Source organism: Streptomyces afghaniensis (assembly GCF_044327915.1).
GTDB classification, from domain to species: domain Bacteria; phylum Actinomycetota; class Actinomycetes; order Streptomycetales; family Streptomycetaceae; genus Streptomyces; species Streptomyces afghaniensis.
In genome coordinates, this window is the sequence record NZ_JBIRGJ010000002.1 from 460,384 (window position 1) to 481,237 (window position 20,854).

General features: G+C 69.4%; 15 protein-coding genes, 2 tRNA genes and 1 pseudogene. 3 read left to right on the forward strand and 15 right to left on the reverse strand.

Going from position 1 to position 20,854, the window contains the following annotated elements; all coding sequences use genetic code 11:
• Positions 1-147: 147 nt before the first annotated feature.
• The 7 genes from mreD to ACH4G3_RS08325 all read right to left on the reverse strand — a co-directional run bounded on the left by mreD (position 148) and on the right by ACH4G3_RS08325 (position 8,383).
• Positions 148-819, reverse strand: coding sequence for a rod shape-determining protein MreD (mreD, locus tag ACH4G3_RS08295; RefSeq protein WP_020275778.1), 672 nt, complete (start codon positions 817-819; stop codon positions 148-150).
• A 13-nt stretch (positions 820-832) separates the two neighbouring features.
• A complete protein-coding gene (mreC, locus tag ACH4G3_RS08300) occupies positions 833-1,780 on the reverse strand; it encodes a rod shape-determining protein MreC (RefSeq protein ID WP_397623723.1) in 948 nt (315 codons plus the stop codon).
• A 144-nt stretch (positions 1,781-1,924) separates the two neighbouring features.
• Complete coding sequence (locus ACH4G3_RS08305; protein WP_004001297.1) at positions 1,925-2,944, reverse strand: rod shape-determining protein; 1,020 nt, start codon at positions 2,942-2,944, stop codon at positions 1,925-1,927.
• A 265-nt stretch (positions 2,945-3,209) separates the two neighbouring features.
• The gene (gene ndk / locus ACH4G3_RS08310; protein WP_020271915.1) at positions 3,210-3,623 is read right to left on the reverse strand and encodes a nucleoside-diphosphate kinase; all 414 of its coding nucleotides are present in this window, start codon (positions 3,621-3,623) and stop codon (positions 3,210-3,212) included.
• A gap of 66 nt (positions 3,624-3,689) precedes the next feature.
• Positions 3,690-4,046: a DUF4233 domain-containing protein gene (locus ACH4G3_RS08315; protein WP_397623724.1), complete on the reverse strand. Its 357-nt coding sequence runs from the start codon at positions 4,044-4,046 to the stop codon at positions 3,690-3,692.
• A gap of 5 nt (positions 4,047-4,051) precedes the next feature.
• Positions 4,052-5,575, reverse strand: a complete 1,524-nt coding sequence (gene folC, locus ACH4G3_RS08320; protein ID WP_397617923.1) for a bifunctional tetrahydrofolate synthase/dihydrofolate synthase — start codon at positions 5,573-5,575, stop codon at positions 4,052-4,054.
• Positions 5,576-5,758: 183 nt separating this feature from the next.
• The gene (locus ACH4G3_RS08325) at positions 5,759-8,383 is read right to left on the reverse strand and encodes a valine--tRNA ligase (protein ID WP_397623725.1); all 2,625 of its coding nucleotides are present in this window, start codon (positions 8,381-8,383) and stop codon (positions 5,759-5,761) included.
• A gap of 139 nt (positions 8,384-8,522) precedes the next feature.
• On the opposite strand from ACH4G3_RS08325, the gene ACH4G3_RS08330 reads away from it, so the two are divergent.
• Positions 8,523-9,497 (forward strand): hypothetical protein, encoded by a 975-nt coding sequence (locus ACH4G3_RS08330; protein WP_397623726.1) that lies wholly within the window; start codon positions 8,523-8,525, stop codon positions 9,495-9,497.
• A gap of 60 nt (positions 9,498-9,557) precedes the next feature.
• Here ACH4G3_RS08330 and clpX read toward each other — a convergent pair whose 3' ends face one another.
• The 5 genes from clpX to ACH4G3_RS08355 all read right to left on the reverse strand — a co-directional run bounded on the left by clpX (position 9,558) and on the right by ACH4G3_RS08355 (position 14,385).
• Positions 9,558-10,844 carry an ATP-dependent Clp protease ATP-binding subunit ClpX gene (gene clpX / locus ACH4G3_RS08335; RefSeq protein ID WP_020271910.1) on the reverse strand — a complete coding sequence of 429 codons (1,287 nt, stop codon included), beginning with the start codon at positions 10,842-10,844 and terminating at the stop codon, positions 9,558-9,560.
• 182 nt (positions 10,845-11,026) lie between these two features.
• Complete coding sequence (locus tag ACH4G3_RS08340) at positions 11,027-11,734, reverse strand: ATP-dependent Clp protease proteolytic subunit (RefSeq protein ID WP_020271909.1); 708 nt, start codon at positions 11,732-11,734, stop codon at positions 11,027-11,029.
• 109 nt (positions 11,735-11,843) lie between these two features.
• Positions 11,844-12,449 (reverse strand): ATP-dependent Clp protease proteolytic subunit, encoded by a 606-nt coding sequence (locus ACH4G3_RS08345; protein WP_010041894.1) that lies wholly within the window; start codon positions 12,447-12,449, stop codon positions 11,844-11,846.
• A gap of 259 nt (positions 12,450-12,708) precedes the next feature.
• The gene (tig, locus tag ACH4G3_RS08350) at positions 12,709-14,115 is read right to left on the reverse strand and encodes a trigger factor (protein ID WP_397623727.1); all 1,407 of its coding nucleotides are present in this window, start codon (positions 14,113-14,115) and stop codon (positions 12,709-12,711) included.
• A 193-nt stretch (positions 14,116-14,308) separates the two neighbouring features.
• A tRNA-Pro gene (locus ACH4G3_RS08355) sits at positions 14,309-14,385 on the reverse strand.
• Positions 14,386-14,549: 164 nt separating this feature from the next.
• Between ACH4G3_RS08355 and ACH4G3_RS08360 the strand changes: the two genes are divergently transcribed.
• Positions 14,550-14,620 (forward strand) — tRNA-Gly (locus ACH4G3_RS08360).
• A gap of 115 nt (positions 14,621-14,735) precedes the next feature.
• Here ACH4G3_RS08360 and ACH4G3_RS08365 read toward each other — a convergent pair.
• Both ACH4G3_RS08365 and ACH4G3_RS08375 read right to left on the reverse strand, forming a co-directional pair.
• Positions 14,736-17,230 (reverse strand): annotated as a pseudogene (locus ACH4G3_RS08365) (outer membrane protein assembly factor BamB family protein).
• A gap of 87 nt (positions 17,231-17,317) precedes the next feature.
• Positions 17,318-17,512, reverse strand: a complete 195-nt coding sequence (locus tag ACH4G3_RS08375) for a hypothetical protein (RefSeq protein ID WP_010041885.1) — start codon at positions 17,510-17,512, stop codon at positions 17,318-17,320.
• 694 nt (positions 17,513-18,206) lie between these two features.
• On the opposite strand from ACH4G3_RS08375, the gene ACH4G3_RS08380 reads away from it, so the two are divergent.
• On the forward strand, positions 18,207-19,316 hold the full coding sequence (locus ACH4G3_RS08380) for an acyltransferase family protein (RefSeq protein ID WP_397623730.1): 1,110 nt from the start codon (positions 18,207-18,209) through the stop codon (positions 19,314-19,316).
• A 114-nt stretch (positions 19,317-19,430) separates the two neighbouring features.
• Here the strand turns inward: ACH4G3_RS08380 and ACH4G3_RS08385 are convergent, their stop codons facing one another.
• Entirely contained in the window at positions 19,431-20,852 is a 1,422-nt protein-coding gene (locus ACH4G3_RS08385) for a DUF6177 family protein (RefSeq protein WP_397623731.1), read from the reverse strand.
• Positions 20,853-20,854 lie beyond the last annotated feature (2 nt).

The following is a 20,854-nucleotide window of genomic DNA, read 5'->3' on the forward strand; positions in this document are numbered from 1 at the left end:
CAGTGTGCGTACGGATGTGCGAGTACAAAACCGGGCCCGGATACGAAGGTCTGTCCGGGCACGTGTCTGCGGATACGAGTGAGGAACGACGGGCCCACGAGCCGGCGTTCCTAGCGGACCGGCCCGTTCGGGTGAACTTCTCTGCGTTCACAGCCGCTTGACCCCCTTGATGCGCCCGGCCCGCGCCATCCGCGCCCGGGCCGCCTTCACTCGCAGCCCGTTCCGCTGGCTGCCGATCTTCAGGCCGGTGCCGCCGGAGAGCCAGCCGGAGGAGATGTCGGTGGCCTTGGCGGCGGAGCCGGTCTCGGCGAGCGGATCGTTCTCGGCGCGCCTGGCCAGCGCCATCACCCCCGGCACCACGAACGGGGCGAGCAGCAGGTCGTACAGGGCGGCCGTGAACAGCAGGCTGCCCAGGCCCACATGGCGGGCGGCCGTGTCACCGACGAGGGCACCGACCCCGGCGTACAGCAGGGTGGAGCCGAGGGCGGCGGCCACCACCACGACCATCGGGCCGGTCGCGGACTTGAGCCGGCCCGTCTCCGGTTTCACCAGGCCCGCGAGGTAGCCGATGACGCACAGCACGAGGGCGTAGCGCCCGGCGGCGTGGTCGGCGGGCGGGGCCAGATCGGCGAGCAGGCCCGCGCCGAAACCGACGAGGGCACCACCCACATGGCCGTACACCAGGGCGAGGCCGAGGACGGTGAGGAGCATCAGGTCGGGCACGGCGCCCGGCAGATGGAGGCGGGCGAGGACGCTCACCTGGATCACCAGGGCGACGACGACCAGGGCGGAGGAGAGCAGGATCCGGTTGACGCGCATGAGGTGACAGCTCCTACTGCTCTTGCTGGTTCTGGCCGTCCGCGGGGGCCTCGGCGGACGGCGTCACGGTCACCGTCACCGTCGGCCGGGGAGTCGGCTTCGGCTTGGGCGGGAGCACCGTGTCGCGCGGGTCCTTCTTCGGGGCCTCGACGACGACACCGACGATGTCGAGCTTGCTGAAGGCGGCGTACGGCGTGACGTAGAGCGTGCGGGTCAGCCCGCCGCCGGACGGGTCGACGCGGGAGACCACGCCGACGGGCACGCCGGGCACGAACGGCCGGTCGGCCTGCGAGCCGAAGGTGACCAGGCGGTCGCCCTTCTTCACCTCCGCCTTGCCGTTGAGGAGTTCCACGCGCAGCGGGCGGTCGCCCTGCCCGGAGGCGAAGCCGAGCTCGTCGCTGTCCTCCATCCGGGTGCCGACCGTGAAGTCGGGGTCGCTGGCGAGCAGCACCGTGGCGGTGTCGGGTCCGACGGTGGTGACCCGGCCGACGAGCCCGTCCCCGTTCAGGACGGTCATGTCGCGTTTGATGCCGTCGCTCGCGCCGACGTCGATGGTGATGGTCCAGGAGAACCCCTGCGCGGCCCCGATGGCGATGACTTCGGCGCCCTTGATGCCGTACTGGCCCTGGCCGGACATCTTCAGCATCTTGTCGAGCTGCTTGAGGCGGCTGCGGCTGCGGTCGTCGCTGCCGAGCCGCGCCTTGAGGGCCGCGTTCTCCTCTTCCAGCACGGCGAGCCGGTCGTGTCGCTCACCGGACTCCCGGATGGCGGAGACCGCGTCGCCGACCGGGTCGACCGCGGACGACACGCCGCTCTCGATCGGGCCGAAGACCGTCGCCGCGCCCTGCCGGGCACCGTCGACCGGGGAATCCTCCCCGCCGCGAATGTCCACCGTGATCAACGCGAACGCGATGGCGATCAGCAGCACCAGGAGCAGCCGGCTCTCTCGTGTGTCCCTCACGTGCGGCGGCCGTGCCCTTCCTCATCGGAATTCGGGAAGCCCCAGGGAAACCCGAGGGGCTGCATTGTGGGAGCTTATGCATCTATATCAACGATCCGCCGTACGAGAGGAGATCGTCCCGTACGGCGGAATCGAAGAGTTACGTCATCTGCGCGGCTGAGCGTCCAGCACCTGCTGGAGCGCCTCGAACTCCTCGACGCACTTTCCGGAACCGAGCGCCACGCTGTCCAGCGGATCCTCGGCAATGTGGATCGGCATACCGGTCTCCCGGCGCAGCCGCTCGTCGAGGCCCCGCAGCAGCGCTCCGCCGCCGGTCAGAACGATTCCTCGGTCCATGATGTCGCCGGACAGCTCCGGCGGACACTTGTCGAGGGTCGTCTTGACGGCGTCGACGATCGCGTTGACCGGCTCCTCGATCGCCTTGCGGACTTCGGCCGCGGAGATGACGACGGTCTTCGGCAGCCCGGAGACCAGGTCCCGGCCGCGGATTTCGGTGTGCTCGTCGGAGTCGAGGTCGTACGCCGAACCGATCGTGATCTTGATCTGTTCGGCCGTCCGCTCACCCAGCAGGAGGGAGTACTCCTTCTTGATGTGCTGGATGATCGCGTTGTCCAGTTCGTCGCCCGCGACACGGATGGACTGGGCGGTGACGATGCCGCCGAGGGAGATGACCGCGACCTCCGTGGTGCCGCCGCCGATGTCGACCACCATGTTGCCCGTGGCCTCGTGGACCGGCAGGCCGGAGCCGATGGCCGCGGCCATGGGCTCCTCGATGATGTGCACCTGGCGGGCGCCGGCCTGGGACGACGCCTCGATGACGGCCCGGCGCTCGACGCCCGTGATGCCCGAGGGCACGCAGACGACGACCCGCGGACGAGCCAGATACCGCCGCTTGTGGATCTTCAGGATGAAGTAGCGGAGCATCCGCTCGGTGATCTCGAAGTCGGCGATCACACCGTCCTTCAGCGGACGAACGGCAACGATGTTGCCGGGCGTGCGCCCGATCATCTTCTTTGCTTCGGCACCGACCGCGAGGATGCCACCGGTGTTGGTGTTGATCGCGACGACGGACGGCTCGTTGAGTACGATCCCGCGACCCCTGACGTACACCAGCGTGTTGGCGGTCCCGAGGTCGACAGCCATGTCACGGCCGATGAACGACATTGAGTTCCCCATCAGGATTCGTCTGGCCTTCCCACTAGCTTTTGAGGGCTTTTCAGGTAGGCAAAGGTGGGTGCTGTGACGTGAAGGCTTCCATCGTAGACGCGCCTTCGCGAACACTGCGGGAGGGTCTCCGCCATTGTCAGCAGATGCTGTGCGGGTTCGCTTGTGGAGACGGGCGTTCGGGGACCATCGTTCCCTCGATCGCCACGCATATGCCAGAAAAGTCCGGGAGCCGTGGCCCCCAGACTTCTCTCGCCGTTTCGCTTCAGGCGCGACCCGGGAAGAAGATCTTCACTTCCCGCTCGGCGGACTCCTCCGAGTCGGAGGCGTGGATCAGGTTCTCCCGGACGATGACGCCGTAGTCACCGCGGATGGAGCCCGGGGCCGCGGCGATCGGGTCGGTCGGGCCGGCGAGCGCGCGCAGCCCCTCGATGACCCGCTCGCCCTCGACGATCATCGCCACGACCGGGCCGGAGGCCATGAACTCCACCAGCGGCTCGTAGAAGGGCTTGCCCTTGTGCTCGCCGTAGTGCTGCTCCAGCGTGTCCTGGTCCAGGGTGCGCAGCTCCAGCGCGGTGATCGTCCAGCCCGCCTTGCGCTCGATGCGGCTGATGATCTCGCCGGTCAGGCCACGACGGACGGCGTCGGGCTTGAGGAGGACGAGGGTGCGCTGGCTCACGACGGGCTCCTTATGTATCAAGGTTGTGCGGGTGGGACGAGATTACCCGGCGTGTCGGGGCGCCTGTTACGCAGCGTCAGGTGTGGAGGAGCCGGACTGGGCCGCGAATCTCGCCTTCGCCTCGTCCACCTTCCGCCCGTAGTGCACGGACGCCCACCACAGGGCCGCGAAAACCACACCCAGGAAGAACATCATCGGCACGGCGAAGCCCGACGCGATGAGCGCGATCTGCAACGCCCAGCCGAGCGCGACCCCGCCCGGGCGCGTCACCAGGCCGCACAGCAGCAGGCACAGGAACATCGCGACACCGCTGACCGTCCACACGGTGGTCATGGACAGGTCGGGATCCTTCATGGCGACCAGACCGGCGAAGCCGATGATGAAGAACTCGCCGATCAGCGTCGAAGAACAGAGCGTGCGCACGGGACTCAGCCCCTCCCCAGGAGCAGTCGGGCCTCGCCGACGGTGATGACGGAACCGGTGACGAGCACACCGCCGCCCGCGAACTCGCCCTCCTCCTCGGCCAGCGTGATCGCGGCCTCCAGCGCGTCGGGCAGCCGCGGCTCGACCTGGACCCGCTCCTCGCCGAACACCTCGACGGCGATGCCGGCCAGCTCGTCGGCGTCCATCGCACGGTGGCTGGAGTTCTGCGTGACCACGACCTCGGCGAACACCGGCTCGAAGGCCTCCAGCAGCCCCCGCACGTTCTTGTCGCCGCTCGCGCCGACGACACCGATGAGCCGGCTGAACTGGAAGGCTTCACCGATCGCCTCCGCCGCCGCCCTGGCACCCGCCGGGTTGTGGGCGGCGTCGAGCACGACCGTCGGGGAACGCCGCACGACCTCCAGCCGGCCCGGCGAGGCAACCGCCGCGAACGCCTTGCGGACCGTGTCCAGGTCCAGCGCGTCGGCCCGCTGCGCGCCGACGCCGAAGAACGCCTCCACGGCGGCGAGCGCGACGGCCGCGTTGTGCGCCTGGTGCGCGCCGTGCAGCGGCAGGTACACCTCGGTGTACTCACCGCCGAGCCCGCGCAGCGTCACCAGCTGCCCGCCGACGGCCACCTGCCGGTCCACGACACCGAACTCCAGCCCTTCCCGGGCCACGGTCGCGTCCACCTCGACGGCCTTCTTCAGCAGCACCTGAGCGGCGTCGACCGGCTGCTGCGCCATGATGACCGTCGCACCCTGCTTGATGATGCCGGCCTTCTCCGTGGCGATCTCGGCGTGCGTGGAGCCGAGCCGGTCGGTGTGGTCGAGGTCTATGGGCGTGACGACGGCGACGTCACCGTCGATCACGTTCGTGGCGTCCCAGGAGCCGCCCATGCCGACCTCGACGACGGCGACGTCGGCGGGCGCGTCGGCGAACGCCGCGTATGCCATGCCGGTGAGCACCTCGAAGAAGGACAGCCGGTAGTCCTGCTGCGCGTCGACCATCTCGATGTACGGCTTGATGTCCTGGTACGTCTCGATGAACCGCTCGGCCGAGATCGGGGCCCCGTCCAGGCTGATGCGCTCGGTGATCGACTGCACGTGCGGCGAGGTGTAGCGGCCGGTCCGCAGCTCGAAGGCGCCGAGCAGGGCCTCGATCATGCGGGCCGTGGAGGTCTTGCCGTTGGTCCCCGTGATGTGGATCGACGGGTACGACCGCTGCGGCTCCCCCAGCACGTCCATCAGCGCGGCGATCCGGCTGACGGAGGGCTCCAGCTTGGTCTCGCCCCAGCGCGTGGCGAGCTCCGCCTCGACCTCGCGCAGGGCCTTGTCGACCTCGGGGTCGGCGGGCCGGGTCGGGATGTCGGCGTCGGGCGGGCCGCCCTGGGTGCGCAGGGTCCGGCTGCCGGCTTCGATGACCGCGAGGTCGGGGTCGCGGGTGGTTTCCTCGGCGATGATCTCGTCGAAGGTGTTGAGGGGGTCGGGCTGGTCGTCGGCGTTGTGGTCTGGAGGGAGCTCGCTCACGGGGCCCAGTCTACGGAGACCGACTGACATTGCTTGCGGTGGCTTATGTCCCTGGGCGGCTGCGGGTCCGTGGGGGTTGCTCGCGCAGTTCCCCGCGCCCCTGAAAAGCAGGTACGTGCCCTGAACCATGTGTGAGGCCCCCGGGCCTGACAGCACCGGGGGCCTCACACACCGTACGAACCCTTAACCCTGCGGCAGCCTCTCCAGCTGTGCCTGGATGCGGGTGATGTCCTCCTCCGCCTTGGCGAGGCGGGTGCGGATCTTGTCCACGACGTGGTCGGGGGCCTTCGCCAGGAACGCCTCGTTGCCGAGCTTGGCGTTCGCCTGCGCCTTCTCCTTCTCCGCCGCCGCGAGGTCCTTCGCGAGGCGCTTGCGCTCCGCCGCCACGTCGATCGTGCCGGAGAGGTCGAGGGCGACCTCCGCGCCGGCGACCGGCAGGGTCGCCGTGGCCGTGAAGGCGTCGCCCTCCGGCTGGAGCCGGAGCAGCTGGCGGATGGCGGCCTCGTGCGTCGCGAACGGCGTGCCGTCCAGGGTCAGCCGGGCCGGGACCCGCTGGCCGGGCTGGAGGCCCTGGTCGGCGCGGAAGCGGCGGACCTCGGTGATGACCGACTGGAGGCTCTCGATCTCACGCTCCGCGTCGGCGTCCCGGAAGCCACTGTCCTTCGGCCAGTCGGCGATGACGACCGACTCGCCGCCCGTCAGCGTCGTCCACAGGGTCTCGGTGACGAACGGGACCACCGGGTGCAGCAGCTTCAGCGTGACGTCGAGGACCTCACCGAGGACGCGCTTGCTGACCTCGGCCGCCTCGCCGCCCGCCTGGAACGTCGTCTTGGACAACTCGACGTACCAGTCGAAGACCTCGTCCCACGCGAAGTGGAACAGGGAGTCGGACAGCTTCGCGAACTGGTAGTCGTCGTAGAACGCGTCGACTTCCGCGACGACCGTGTTCAGCCGGGAGAGGATCCAGCGGTCCGTCGCGGACATCTTCGACGGGTCCGGCAGCGGGCCGTCCACCGTCGCGCCGTTCATCATCGCGAAGCGCGTCGCGTTCCAGATCTTGTTGGCGAAGTTGCGGGAGCCCTGGACCCAGTCCTCGCCGATGGGGACGTCGACGCCGGGGTTGGCGCCACGGGCGAGGGTGAAGCGCAGGGCGTCGCTGCCGTACTTGTCCATCCAGTCCAGCGGGTTGACCGCGTTGCCGAAGGACTTCGACATCTTCTTGCCGAACTGGTCGCGGACCATGCCGTGCAGGGCGATGGTGTGGAACGGCGGGGTGCCGTCCATCGCGTACAGGCCGAACATCATCATCCGGGCGACCCAGAAGAAGAGGATGTCGTAGCCGGTGACCAGGACCGAGTTCGGGTAGAACTTCGCGAGCGACTCGGTCTGTTCGGGCCAGCCCAGCGTGGAGAAGGGCCAGAGGCCGGAGGAGAACCAGGTGTCGAGGACGTCGGTGTCCTGACGCCAGCCCTCGCCGCTCGGCGGCTCCTCGTCGGGGCCGACGCAGACCACCTCGCCGTTCGGGCCGTACCAGACCGGGATGCGGTGGCCCCACCACAACTGCCGCGAGATGCACCAGTCGTGGAGGTTGTCGACCCAGTCGAAGTAGCGCTTCTCCATCTCCTGGGGGTGGATCTTGACGCGCCCGTCACGGACGGCGTCACCGGCGGCCTTGGCGAGAGGGCCGACCTTGACCCACCACTGCATGGACAGGCGCGGCTCGATCGTCGTCTTGCAGCGCGAGCAGTGGCCGACCGAGTGGACGTACGGCCGCTTCTCGGCGACGATCCGCCCTTCGGCGCGCAGGGCCGCGACGATCGCCGAGCGGGCCTCCAGCCGGTCCTGGCCCTGGAAGGGGCCGTGAGCGGTGATGACCGCGTGCTCGTCCATGATCGTCAGGGCCGGGAGGTCGTGGCGCTGCCCGATCTCGAAGTCGTTCGGATCGTGGGCCGGGGTGACCTTGACGGCACCTGTGCCGAACTCGGGGTCGACGTGCTCGTCGGCGACGACCGGGATGGAGCGGTCGGTCAGCGGCAGCTTGACCAGCTTGCCGATCAGGTGCTTGTAGCGCTCGTCCTCGGGGTGAACGGCGACGGCCGTGTCACCGAGCATGGTCTCGGCGCGGGTGGTGGCGACGACGATGGTGTCGTCCCCGTCGCCGTACTTCATGGAGACGAGCTCGCCGTCGTCGTCCTGGTACTCGACCTCGATGTCCGAGATGGCGGTCAGGCACCGGGGACACCAGTTGATGATGCGCTCGGCGCGGTAGATCAGCTCGTCGTCGTAGAGCCGCTTGAAGATGGTCTGGACGGCCTGGGAGAGGCCCTCGTCCATGGTGAAGCGCTCGCGCGACCAGGCGACGCCGTCACCGAGGCGCCGCATCTGTCCGCTGATCTGCCCGCCGGACTCGCCCTTCCACTGCCAGACCCGCTCGACGAAGGCCTCACGGCCCAGGTCATGCCGGGACTTGTTCTCCTTCGCGAGCTCGCGCTCGACGACGTTCTGCGTGGCGATACCGGCGTGGTCCATGCCGGGCTGCCACAGCGTCTCGTACCCCTGCATCCGCTTACGGCGGGTCAGGGCGTCGATGAGCGTGTGCTCGAAGGCGTGCCCGAGGTGCAGGCTGCCCGTGACGTTCGGCGGCGGGATGACGATCGTGTACGGCGGCTTGTCGCTCTTCTCGTCCGCCTCGAAGTAACCCCGCTCTACCCAGCGCTCGTACAGCGGCCCCTCCACGTCGGCCGGCGCGTACTGGGTCGGCAGGTCGGTGCTGGGCGCTGGTGGCTGCTGCTGAGCGTTCTCGGTCACGGGGGTCAGTTTAGAGGTGTCACCACCCCGTCCCGAAACGCGTTTGCTTCGTAACGGTTGAGGGCCCCGATGCCATGCACACGACGGGTCTGCGCCAGGATGTCTCGAACGCACAAGCATCTGGAGGGGAACCCAGAACATGAGTTACAACCAGCCGGGCCCGTACGGCGGGCAGCCCCAGCAGCCCGGACCGTACGGCCAGCCCGGTCCGTACGGCCAGCAGCCGCAGGCGCCCCAGCCCGGCTACGGCTATCCCCAGCAGGCCCCTCCGCCCCAGCCCGGCTACGGCTACCCGCAGCAGGCCCCGCAGGGCGCCCCGCCCCAGCCGGGCCCCTACGGCCAGCAGCCCCCGTACGGTCAGCAGCCCCAGTACGGCCAGCAGCCGCCCTACGGCCAGCAGCCCCAGTACGGCGTCCCCCAGCCCCCGCCCCCGGGCGGCGGCAAGAAGAAGACGGGCATCGTCATCGGGGCGATCGCGGTGGTCGCGGCGATCGCCGTGGGCGCGTACTTCGTGATCGGCGGAGGTGGTGGCGGCCTGGAGGACGACGGGCCGCACAAGCTCACGACGCCGGCGACGGTGCTCAGCGACTACAAGCGCACCACGAAGGACGGGTCCACCGTCGGCGCCGACTCGACGGCGGAGCTGGAGAAGAGCGGCGTCAAGAACGCCAAGTCCGCGGCGGGGCTCTACAACACGGTCGACCTGAGCGACTACGACCCCGACGACCCGGCGTCCGCGGCGAAGATGGCGACGGCCAAGACCCTTTCGGTGGCCGGTGCCTACGGTGAGATCTCCGACCCGGAGGCGACCCTGGACCTGTTCTTCGCCAACTTCAAGAAGTCGGCCGAGAAGGAGTCCGCCACCGGGTCCGGCAAGCCCGAGCTGATCGGCGAGCCCGAGGCGGCCGACCTCGACGGCGCGGTCATGAAGTGCCAGTCGGTCAAGGGGCAGAACAGGGCGACCAACAAGGAGCAGACCAACTGGTTCTGCGCGTGGGCCGACTACAGCACGATCGCCATCGTGTCGCCGGGTGACGCGGCGCAGGACGTCACCAAGGACGTCGCGATCGACCTCACCACCAAGGTCCGCGGGGAAGTCCGCGTCAAGGCCTGACGCCGGAAACGACGAAGGCGCCCGGCAGAAGTGCTGGGCGCCTTCCCGTGCGGTGGGTGACTAGGCCGTCTTCTGCTCCCCCGGCCCCCGGCCCCGCGCATCCCGCGGAATCAGCGTCGGGTTCACGTTCGACTGGACGACGTCCGCCGTGATGACGACCCGGGCCACGTCCTTGCGGGACGGGACCTCGTACATCACGCCCTGGAGGACCTCCTCCATGATGGCGCGCAGGCCGCGCGCGCCGGTCTGGCGGAGGATCGCCTGGTCCGCGATCGCTTCGAGGGCCTCGCGCTCGAAGTCCAGCTCCACGCCGTCGAGTTCGAAGAGGCGCTGGTACTGCTTGACCAGCGCGTTGCGCGGCTCGACGAGGATCTGGAGCAGGGCCTCGCGGTCGAGGTTGTGGACCGAGGTGATGACGGGGAGGCGGCCGATGAACTCGGGGATCATGCCGAACTTGACCAGGTCCTCCGGCATGACCTCCTGGAACTGGTCCTTGGACTCCATCTCGCGCTTGGAGCGGATCTGCGCCCCGAAGCCGATGCCCTTGGCGCCGGCGCGGGACTCGATGATCTTCTCCAGGCCGGCGAAGGCACCGCCCACGATGAACAGCACGTTCGTCGTGTCGATCTGGATGAACTCCTGGTGGGGGTGTTTACGGCCGCCCTGCGGCGGGACGGAGGCCGTGGTGCCTTCGAGGATCTTGAGGAGGGCCTGCTGTACGCCCTCCCCGCTCACGTCGCGGGTGATCGAGGGGTTTTCGCTCTTCCTCGCGACCTTGTCGATCTCGTCGATGTAGATGATCCCGGTCTCGGCCTTCTTGACGTCGTAATCGGCGGCCTGGATCAGCTTGAGCAGGATGTTCTCGACGTCCTCGCCGACGTAGCCGGCCTCCGTCAGGGCCGTGGCGTCGGCGATCGCGAAGGGCACGTTGAGCATTCGCGCGAGGGTCTGCGCGAGGAGGGTCTTGCCGGAGCCCGTGGGGCCGAGAAGGAGGATGTTGGACTTCGCCAACTCGATGGCGTCGTCGCGGCCGTTCCCCCCGCCGTTCTCACCGGCCTGGACCCGCTTGTAGTGGTTGTAGACCGCCACGGAGAGGGCCTTCTTGGCGGCCTCCTGGCCGACCACGTACCCCTCGAGGAACTCGTAGATCTCGCGGGGCTTCGGGAGCTCCTCCCAGCGGACCTCGCTGGTCTCGGCCAGCTCCTCCTCGATGATCTCGTTGCAGAGGTCGATGCACTCGTCGCAGATGTACACACCGGGCCCTGCGATGAGCTTCTTGACCTGCTTCTGGCTCTTGCCGCAGAACGAGCACTTGAGCAGATCGCCGCCGTCACCGATGCGTGCCACGGTGTGCTTCCCCTTCGCCTGGGAGACTCCTGGACGCCGACGTCCAAGCGGACTCCTGGTGCTGCCTTATGTCCGACGGTACCTTGCCGGGCCCCTCGTTCGGGCCCCCCTTGGCGCGGTTCGCTTTGACGTGGACCGTCCCAAACCGTGCCAAGGGGCGGCAGACGATACAGCCTCTCGCCTCAGCGCAGGCTCGAGTTGTCCATCTTCCGGGTGGTGATGACCTGGTCGATCAGGCCGTAGCTCAGCGCGTCCTCGGCCGTGAGGATCTTGTCGCGCTCGATGTCCTCGCGGATCTTCTCGATCGTCTGAGTGGAGTGCTTGGCCAGCATCTCCTCCAGCTGCGAGCGCATCCGGAGGATCTCGTTGGCGGCGATCTCCAGGTCGGACACCTGGCCGCGGCCGGTCTCGCTGTACGGCTGGTGGATCAGGACGCGCGCGTTCGGCAGGGCCATGCGCTTGCCCGGCGTACCGGCGGCGAGCAGGACGGCGGCGGCGGAGGCCGCCTGGCCCATGCAGACCGTCTGGATGTCCGGCTTCACGTACTGCATCGTGTCGTAGATCGCCGTGAGCGCCGTGAAGGAGCCGCCGGGGCTGTTGATGTAGACCGAGATGTCACGGTCGGGGTCCATCGACTCCAGGCACAGCAGCTGTGCCATGACGTCGTTGGCGGAGGCGTCGTCGATCTGGACGCCGAGGAAGATCACGCGCTCCTCGAAGAGCTTCGCGTACGGGTCGTACTCGCGAATGCCCTGGGAGGTGCGCTCGACGAAGCGCGGGATGACGTAGCGGGACTCGGCCTGCGGGCCGGTGTACTCGCCCTGAGCGGCGCGCATGTCCTGAACGGCGTGCATACGGTCGTAGATCCCACTGCCGGGGAACTGGTTCACGGTGTCTCCTGAAAAGGGCTGAGGCGGTCGGCTGGGGCTGTCTGGGGTCGCGGGGGCCCGGGAGGGCTCCGTGGGCCTCACGGGGCGCCACAGGCCCCGTGGGGACCTCTCAGGCCCCGGTGCCGCCGCCGCCCGGCATGCCGGCGGCCGTGGGCATGACGTCGTCGATGAGGCCGTACTCCTTGGCCTCGAACGCGTCGAACCAGCGGTCGCGGTCCGAGTCGCGGGTGATCTGCTCGACCGTCTGGCCCGTGTGCTGGGCCGTGAGCTCGGCCATGCGCTTCTTGGTGTGCAGCAGCCGCTCGGCGTGGATCTTGATGTCCGAGGCCGAGCCGGCCAGGCCGGCGGAGGGCTGGTGGATGAGGATCTCGGCGTTCGGCAGCGCGAAGCGCTTGCCGGGGGTGCCCGCGCTGAGCAGGAACTGTCCCATCGAGGCCGCGAGGCCCATGGCGATCGTCACCACGTCGTTCTTGATGTACTGCATGGTGTCGTAGATCGCCATGCCGGCCGTGATCGAACCGCCGGGGCTGTTGATGTACAGGTAGATGTCCTTGTCCGGTTCGGCGGCAAGGAGCAGCAGCTGTGCGGTGATCTTGTTCGCGATGTCGTCGTCGACCGGCTGGCCGAGGAAGATGATCCGCTCGTTGAGCAGCCGGTTGTAGACCTGGTCGCCGAGGCCACCACCGATGGAAGGCTCGCCGGCGGCTGAAGGCATCAGATTCGTCACGTATCCACCTGCTCGTCTTACGACGGCGCCGGGCCGTCTCACGTGTTCCCTGCGGGGCGGGAGCCGTATCGGAGACTCCACTGCCCTGGTATTCATGGACCCTAACGCGCGGGTCCCTTCGGGGAATCCCGGAGATGGGAGTGTTCGCCGGGGGCGTAGCGACTCGGGGGCCGGTAACGCGACGGGCCCCGAGAAACACTGTGTGTCTCGGGGCCCGTCCTCACGGCGTCACGAAGTGCCCGGGGGCTCAGCCCTCGGTCTTCTCCTCGGCCTTCTCCTCGGCGGTCTCGGCCGGGGTCTCCTCGGCGGAGGCCTCCGTGGCCTCGGCCTCGGACTCCTCGTCCTCGTCGTCGAGGTCGATGATCTCGCCGTTGGTGTCCTTGACCGTGGCCTTCTCGACCACGACGGCCAGGGCCTTGCCGCGGGCGACCTCGCCGACCAGGAGCGGGACCTGGCCGCCCTCGACGACGGCCTGGGCGAACTGGTCGGGGGACATGCCGGAGGAGGCCGCACGCCGCATGAGGTGCTCGGTGAGCTCCTCCTGGTTGACGTTGAGCTTCTCCTGCTTGACGAGCTCGTCGAGGACGAACTGGGTCTTGATGCCCTTGACCGCGGCCTCGCGGGTCTCGGTCTCGAACTCCTCCTCGCTCTTGCCCTGGATCTCCAGGTACTTCGGGAGGTCCAGACCCATCTGGCCGAGCTGGTGGTGCTCCAGGTTGTGCTTGCGCGTGTTGACCTCGTCCTCGAGCAGCTTCTCGGGGACGGGGACCTCGACCAGCTCGAGCAGCTTCTCCAGGACGCGCTCCTGGGCCTGCGTGGCCTGGTCGTACTGCTTCATGTTCTCCAGGCGCTTGCGGCTGTCGGCGCGCAGCTCCTCGATGGTGTCGAACTCGGAGGCGAGCTGCGCGAACTCGTCGTCCAGCTCAGGCAGTTCACGCTTGGCGACCTGGGTGACCTTGACGGTGACCTCGGCCTCCTTGCCGGCGGCGGAGCCGCCCTTGAGCTCGGAGGTGAAGGTGGCCTCGCCACCGGCCTCCAGGCCCTTCACGGCGTCGTCGATGCCGTCCAGCAGCTCGCCGGAGCCGATGGTGTAGGAGACGCCGTTCGCGACGCCGTCCTCGAGGACCTCGCCCTCGACCTTGGCCTCCAGGTCGATCGTCACGACGTCGCCGTCCTCGGCGGCACGCTCGACCGGGGCGGTGGAGGCGAAGCGCTCGCGCAGCTCCTCGACCGCCTTGTCGACGTCCTCCTCGGTGACCTCGACGGCGTCGACCTCGACCTCGATGCCGGAGTAGTCCGGGATCTCGATCGCGGGGCGGATGTCGACCTCGGCCGTGAAGTTCAGCGTCTCGCCGTCCTTCAGCTCCGTGATGTCGACCTCGGGCTGGCCCAGGGGGCTCAGCTCGGCCTCGTTGACCGCGTCGGTGTAGAACTTCGGCAGCGCGTCGTTGACGGCCTCCTCCAGCACCGCACCGCGGCCGAACCGCTGGTCGATGACCCGGGCCGGGACCTTGCCCTTGCGGAAGCCCTTCACCGTGACCTGCTGGTTGATCTTCTTGTACGCCGCGTCGAGGCTGTCCTTGAGCTCCTCGAAGGGCACCTCGACAGTGAGCCGAACCCGAGTCGGGTTCAGGGTCTCCACGGCGCTCTTCACGGTTCGGTCTCCTTGTGGCTGACTTCTTGGGTTCTGCCGGTGCCAGAGCGGCCCGGCGGATTTCGCCGCCCGGAGGACTTCAGACGATGAGACACACGGGCGTGCAGCTTGCATAGTAACGGCAGCGACTACACCGCCCAAAAGGCGATCACGCGAGTGATCAGGAGACGATCACGCGAGGTGACCGGATGGCTGGTCGGGGTGGCGGGATTTGAACCCACGGCCTTCCGCTCCCAAAGCGGACGCGCTACCAAGCTGCGCCACACCCCGTCTGGTGCGACACGTAGGGTACATGCCGCCAGGCGGTGCGGCCTCCGCATTTCCACAGGGCCCGTGCCGCGTCGGCCACGGCGGGAATGCGGTGTGCGACGGACGGGCCCGACCCGCTACGATGCCTTCAGTGCCGCGGTCGCCCGACCTGCGGCGCGTGCTGTGCGGGCGTAGCTCAATGGTAGAGCCCTAGTCTTCCAAACTAGCTACGCGGGTTCGATTCCCGTCGCCCGCTCTTAATGGCTCAGGGCCAGGTCGGAGGATCATTCCTCCGACCTGGCCCTGAATCGTTTGGTCGTCGACTCGGACGAGCGCTTCCGCGTGGTCGATGGCCTTCGCCCCTCCGACGATCAGGTCAGGTAGAAGCCGGCGTCCTCTTCGGACGGCGTCAGGGGTGCGTACTGCCTCAGTTCGCCGCCCCGGATCATCCACAGGCGGAAGAACGATTCCTCCTGGTCCATGACGAGGAGCTGCACCACGTTCGGCTCCCGCCAGGGCGTCTCGGCGACCCGCTTCCTGAGCGCGTCGAGGTCACAGTGGTTGAGAGCACCCGCCCATACCTGGCACTCCGGCCACTTCCAGCCACCCCATCCGGGGTCCTGGTCGGTGAGGAGGTTGAGGTCGCCGACGCCGGAGGCGTCCGGCCGGCCGCGGTGCGGGGCCTCTGCGCTCAGCCAGGCGCTCAGCGCCTCGACGTTGGCCCGGTCGGCGTCAGCGGCCGAGATCATCACGTTGGCAACCCAGCTCATGGCGCTCGTTCTATCTCGTCGGCGGTCGAGCGGTCGAGCGGATTCGGCCTGATCCGGCGGTCCGGGGTTCACAGGTCGCGTACGTCGACCGTGTAGACCGACCGCTCTCCGTACGGGATGTACAGGGCGTCGCCGACCAGAGTGAGGGGGGCGCCCGAGGTGTTGTCGGCGGGGCCGCTGTCGTCGCGGCCGGAGCGGGTGCCTTCGACCGCCGTCCCACAGGGTCCGGCCCGTGCGCGGCGAGACCGCGCTGACGCCGCCGCTGTCGCGGGTGAAGTAGACGGTTCCGCGGACGAGGTACACGCCGGACGCGTCGGCATGCTTGCGGAAGACCCGTACGGCGGTGAGCGCGCGGGAGGAGACGTCGACCAGGGTGAGGCCGCCGCCCGGCGAGACCTCGTCCGCGAGCACCAGGTGGTCGCCGTCCTGGCCGAGCACGTCCAGGGCGCCCTTCGCCTCGACCGTCCAGCTCGGTTTGCCGGTCGCCGCGCTGAGCTGGGAGACGCTGGTCCGGGCGGTGCCCTTGTGCCACCTGCCGGTCGTGCAGATCAGGTAGGCACGCTCGGTCGCGGTGCGCAGTCGGCAGTCGTCCGCGACCTGCGGCCGCGGGCGCTTCCAGCGGACCTCGCCGGTGTCGGCGTCGAGCAGGGCGTACTGCTCGCCCTGGTCGCCGTACAGCGTGATGACGCCTTCGGGGACGGCTGTGGTGCCGCCCTGCTCGCCGTCGGGAACGCTCGCCGTCTGGCCGAGGGCCGTCCGGGTCCGCCAGAGCACCTTGCCGGTGTCGGCGGCCAGGGCGGCGACGGTGTAGGTGAACAGCGGGCCGGCGCCGCCCGCCATCTGACGCTCGTCCGCCTGGTAGGCGCAGACGCGGCCTCGGTCCGTGCCGATGATCGCGCCCTCGTCGAAGGAGGAGCCGTCCGGCGCGGTGGGGTCCACGAACCGGGACCAGGTGTTGTGGCCCCCGGCGAGGTCGAAGCGGGTCGCCATGATCTGGGCACCGGCGCACACCAGGGACGGGCCCACGGAGGTGCAGCGCTGGAAGGAGGAGTCGCGGCCCGGTGTGCGCCTGGCCCCCTCCGGGGCCTTGGCCTGGGCCGTCCAGGGCTTCCAGCCGTCGGTGAGGTCGGCCGGCGTCGCGGCGGACGAGGGGGCGGGGCCGCCGCCGCGTGTGAGGACGACGGTGGTGGTGACGACCGCGGCGAGCACGGCGGTCAGGGCGGCCGTGAGCAGCAGCGGGCGACGGCTGCGGCGGCTGCCGGGGCGCGGGGCCTCGGGGGCCGGCGTCGGGGTCGGGGTCCCGGCTGTATCGCGTGGGTCTCCTCGGTGCGGCTGTTCTCCGTCCTGCTCGGCAGGTGCCGGGTCCGGCCATACCGTCCCGGCGGGCTCGGTCGGCCGGGCGCCCGGGGACGAACCGGTGGTGGGCAGGGGGTGGGCGGCGGGGGCGTTGCCCTCGCGGAGCAGGGTGAGCAGCTGGTCCACGGTGGGGCGGGCCTTGTGATGCTTCTCCAGGCAGAGGCGGATGACGGGGAGCAGTTCGTCCGGTACGCCGGAGAGTTCCGGTTCGCCCTCGACGACCCGCAGAGCCGTCTCGTAGGGGCTCGGGCTGTCGAAGGGGCCGCGACGGGTGGCGGCGCAGGTCAGGACCGAGCCGAGGGAGAAGATGTCGGCGGCCGGACGTCGGAGGCGGCGAACTCGGCGGCGCGGGAGATGCCGAAGTCGATGACGCGGGGGCCGTCGTCGGCGAGCCCTGCGGCGAGTTCGCGCAGGCGGGGCAGGGGGAGCGGGCCGTGCCGGCGGACGTGGGTGCCGAGGTCGGCGCCCGGTATGCAGAGCGTGGCCATCCAGGGGCGCGGCGCGTCGGCGTCCGCGTCGACGACGGGGGCCGTGAAGGCCCCGCTGACCTGACGGGCGGCGGCCACCTCGCGGCGGAAACGGGCGCGGAACTCGTCGTCGGCGTACTGGCCGTGCACGACCTTGATCGCGAGGGGTCGGCCGGAGGCCGAACGGGCCAGGTAGACCACACCCATGCCGCCGGAGCCGAGGCGGTCCTCGATGCAGTAACCGCCCACCTCGGCCGGGTCCAAGTCGCGCAGCCCCCGTACGGTCCCCCGTCACGCACTGTCCCCTGGTCGGGGAGGAGCGTATCCGCACGCTTTCCGGGCCGGCGGGCAGCGGCCCGGTCAGAAGCTGATGGAGTTGATGGTCTCCGCTATCGAGTTGAGGAACCGGTTGATGGACGGGGCCATGCCGGTCGAGGCGAGGAAGAAGCCGAAGAGGATCGCCACGATCGCCGGCCCTGCCTTGATGGATCCCCCTCTCAGCAACACCACAAGGATGATCGCCAACAGCAGCACCACAGACAGTGAAATGGCCACAACTGATCACACCCTCGGTCGGTCCGCTCTCCCGGCCCGGGGACGCAACCCCGCGCACCCCGCCAGAACCATCGTGCCACCAACCTGGCCGGGCTATGCGGCCCGTGACGGATCGGCCACGTCACTCGTGTCGGGACCGGTGTGCGCCGCCCGGCGTGAGGGGCCGAACGACGGGGACTCGTACGGGAATTCGACGGGCCACCCGCACAGGGAATTCGACCGAATCGTTTCCGTGTCCACACAACGCGTTCGCAGCTAATTCGAATTGCCCCCGCAAGTTCCCAACAGCCCTGCGGGCATACGTCGGAGCGGCACGGAAGTGGACATTCCGCCGGAGTCGCCTGCTGGTCTTATGCGCCGCTTAGTCCGGAAGTATCACGACAAGCGGGGCGGGTGTGATGAACACAGTCCGCCGCCCGGTGATGTGTTGGCCATCACTCCCGCAAGGACGTCAACTACCCGAAATCCGGGGTACCCACAGCGAATAGCCAGGATTCACATCCGGCGTTTTACGAATAGCTGCAGGGAACGCTAGGGTGCCTCAGATGTTCCACGCTGCCTCGTCCCCCGCAAGCGCAGCGAGGTCCCGGATCGTCTCCCCGAGCTCCTGGTGGGAGGGTCTGTGACAAACTCGCTGCGACCGAACGGCGACCGCAGGGCGCCACTTCCCCCGGCACAGTCCTCTGCCGACGGAGTGCCGAGCCCGCGCTCGCCGCAGAGCCCCCAGAAGAAGCAGAACGGCAAGCAGCGCGACGCCTTCTTCGACAACGCCAAGTACCTTGCGATCGTGCTCGTGGCCATGGGCCACGCCTGGGAACCGCTCAAGGGCGACAGCCGGATACTCGAGGCCGCGTACCAGGTCGTCTACGCGTTCCACATGCCGGCGTTCATCATCATCTCCGGCTACTTCTCGCGCAGCTTCGACATGCGGCCCGACCGGCTCAAGCGCCTCATCACCGGCGTGGCCGTGCCGTACATCGTCTTCGAGACGGCCTACCCGCTCTTCAAGCGGTTCATCGACAACGATCCGCACCAGGAGATCAGCCTCCTCGACCCGTGGTACCTGACCTGGTTCCTGTGCGCGCTGTTCGTCTGGCGGCTGACCACCCCCATCTGGAAGATGGCGCGCTGGCCGCTGCCGCTCGCGCTCGGCCTCGCCATGCTGGCGACCGTCAGCCCGGAGATCGGTGACGACCTCGACCTCCAGCGGGTGCTCCAGTTCCTGCCGTTCTTCGTGCTGGGCCTGGTGATGAAGCCCGAGCACTTCCACATGGTGCGCCGGCGTTCCGTGCGGATCGCCTCGGTGCCCGTGTTCGCCGTCGCGCTGGCCTTCAGCTGGTGGGCCGTGCCGCGCATGAACACCGCCTGGTTCTACCACCGGGACGCCGCACAGGAGCTGGGCGCGCCGTGGTGGACCGGCCCGGTCATGGTGCTCGCGATGTTCGGCTGCTCCCTGGTGCTGACCGCCTGTTTCTTCGCCTGGGTGCCGCGCCGCCACATGTGGTTCACCGCGCTCGGCGCCGGCACGCTCTACGGCTACCTGCTGCACGGCTTCCTGGTGAAGGCCGGTGACTACCAGGGCTGGTTCGAGCCGACGTGGATGCACCAGCCGCTCGGTGAGATCGCCGTGACCATTGCCGCGGCCGCCGTCGTGACGGTGCTGTGCACCAAGCCGGTGCAGCGGGTCTTCCGGTTCGCGATGGAGCCGAAGATGGAGTGGGCCTTCAAGCGGGACGCGGCCGAGGTGGCCCGTGAGCGCCAGAGCGCCGAGCGGCGCGAGCGTGAGAAGGCAACCGTGGGCTGACCGCCTGGGACCAGGACAGTCCAAGGGCCCGCACTCGCGACGAGTGCGGGCCCTTGAGCTGTTGCGGCCCAGGCGTCTCAGGGTCTCAGGCACCTCACATGCCGCAAGCGGGGATTACGAGCCCTTCAGGTGTCTCATCAGGCGCTCGAAGTCCTGCCAGCCCGACAGGTCCGACGGGTCGCCCCGGAACGCGTAGTACAGCGCCGGACGGGTCTTCGGGCCCAGTTCCCGCGGCGCCTCGGGCAGCGGTGTGCGGCGGGCCCGGTCGCCCGGCATCGTGCGGACCTCCTCGGCTCCCAGCACGAACGCGTAGGGCACGCCGGGGCCTTCGAAGCGGGCCGGGACGGACAGGTCGCGGCGGGCCCGGCGGATCTGGACCAGCATCGACTGGAGGTCGTGCCGGGTGGCGAGGCTCTCCGCCGCGACGGCCACGGCGTCCGTCGGGATCTGCTCGTCCGGTCCGTAGCCGAAGACCAGCGTCACGTCCTCCTCCACGCCGGCCTTCGTCCGGGTGATGCGCACCGTCGCCAGGCCCGGCCGCTCCGGCGTGCCGACGACCACCAGCCAGGTCGGCTCGGGCGCCCGCTCGTGGGCCACGTCGGTCAACTGCCGCAGCGACCAGGGGAGGTTGGCCGGCTCCTCGGTGCCCCAGCCCGCCGGTGGCTCACCGGTGACGTCCCGCCAGACGGCTTCCACGGCACCGCCGAGAACGAGCCGGTCGTCGGCCGGGTGAACGGTGCGGAAGGAGATCGCCAGCTGGCGTTCGCCCGTGTCCTGAATGCCCTCCTGGAAGGAGGCGGCGACGGGTGTGCGCGGGTCCTCCGGGGTCGCCTCCGGTGACTCGACCGTCGCGAACAGGCCGTTGCTCCACTGGAGGACCGCTCCGGTCAGACCGTCGTAGTAGCCGTCCCGGTCGTCCTGCACCACCCAGCGGCAGGGCCAGCCCGGCAGGCTGTTGCGTACCGCCGGGGAGAGGCGGGTGCCCGCGGGGGTGACGATCTGGAGTCCCAGGCCGGCGTTCCCGGCGGCGCGGAAGGCGTCCGACAGCCAGGCCGTCATCGCGACCACGGGGCGGTCCTGGATGACGACGGCGACCTTGTCGGTGAGCACGTCCACGGCCGGCTGGGCGGCGGCCGGCGCCGGCGCCACCCTCATCCCGTCCGTCTTGACCACGGCCATCGACCACGCGGCCTGCGGCGGCCAGGCCGTCCCGCCGACCAGCGTGGCGATACGGGCGGCGAACGTCCCGGCGAGTTCCTCGGCCTCCTGGACGCCGGTGGTGGCCCGGGCCTCGGTCCACCAGTACGGCACCTCCGGCTCCTGGGCGCCGAGCAGCCGCTCGGCCTCTCCCCTGACCTGCACGAGCAGCGGCGCTTCGACGGAGACGAGCGGGCGGCCCTGCTGGTCGCAGAGCTGCACCACGGCTCCCTCGCCCTCGGTGCCCGCCAGCAGGTCCGGCCCTCCGGAGAGCAGGCCGGCGAGCACGCTCAGCGGGTCGGGCATCTTCTTCGTGAGGGCGATGACATCCTTCGTCACGC